We start from the raw sequence: 623 nt of genomic DNA, 5'->3' as shown, positions 1-623 counted from the left end.
TGCACGCGCCATTGCACTACCAACGCGCTGTACTTGTTTCGGTTCTAAATGACGGATGATGCCAGCCGCATCTTGCTCATTCAGACTTAATAACAAAATGGCCGCTTTCTCTTCACCAGTAATGGTGGAGGCATCAAACTCAACTGGCATGCCTGCGCCGTTTTCATCTTGAGGTACGATATCGTTAGCCATTTTCGTTCATCCAGTTTTTCACAACTTGAGCCGCTAGCTCTGGTTCGTTCGCTACAAGTGCACGAACCGCTTTCAGTACGTCTTCATCTTTATGAAGGTTAGGCAGATCGATACTTGAACCAAATTCAAACAGCTCACTGCTTTCAATGTCGCTACCTATTAGGCTGGTTTCGCCATCGGCACCAATTGGCAAACCGTCTGGGCCGTACATTTCATCGTCGTCATCACCAGCCGGGTTAAGTAGTTTCTTCATTGCAGGGCGAACCAGTACAAGCACAACCACGATGATAACTAAAGCGCTGGCGAACCAACGAACCCAATCGTTGAAGTTCGGGTGTTCCCAAATTGGTTGGTCAACAAGCTGCTCGGTTTCTGGCTCGGCAAACTTGACGCTCAATACGTTAAGTAAATCACCACGAGATTGATCAAAG

Annotated in this window: 2 pseudogenes; both read right to left on the bottom strand. The window is 47.7% G+C overall.

Annotated features, from left to right (window positions below):
* A pseudogene (locus R8N49_RS28350) lies at positions 1–192 on the bottom strand (flagellar motor switch protein FliG); the annotation flags it as partial.
* Positions 185–623, bottom strand: a pseudogene (locus R8N49_RS28345) (flagellar basal body M-ring protein FliF); the annotation flags it as partial. The pseudogenes R8N49_RS28350 and R8N49_RS28345, both read right to left, overlap by 8 nt.

The organism is Vibrio sp. 1978 (assembly GCF_033344345.1).
Note: the sequence above shows the minus strand (reverse complement) of the source record. Positions and strands in the feature narration are given on the sequence as shown.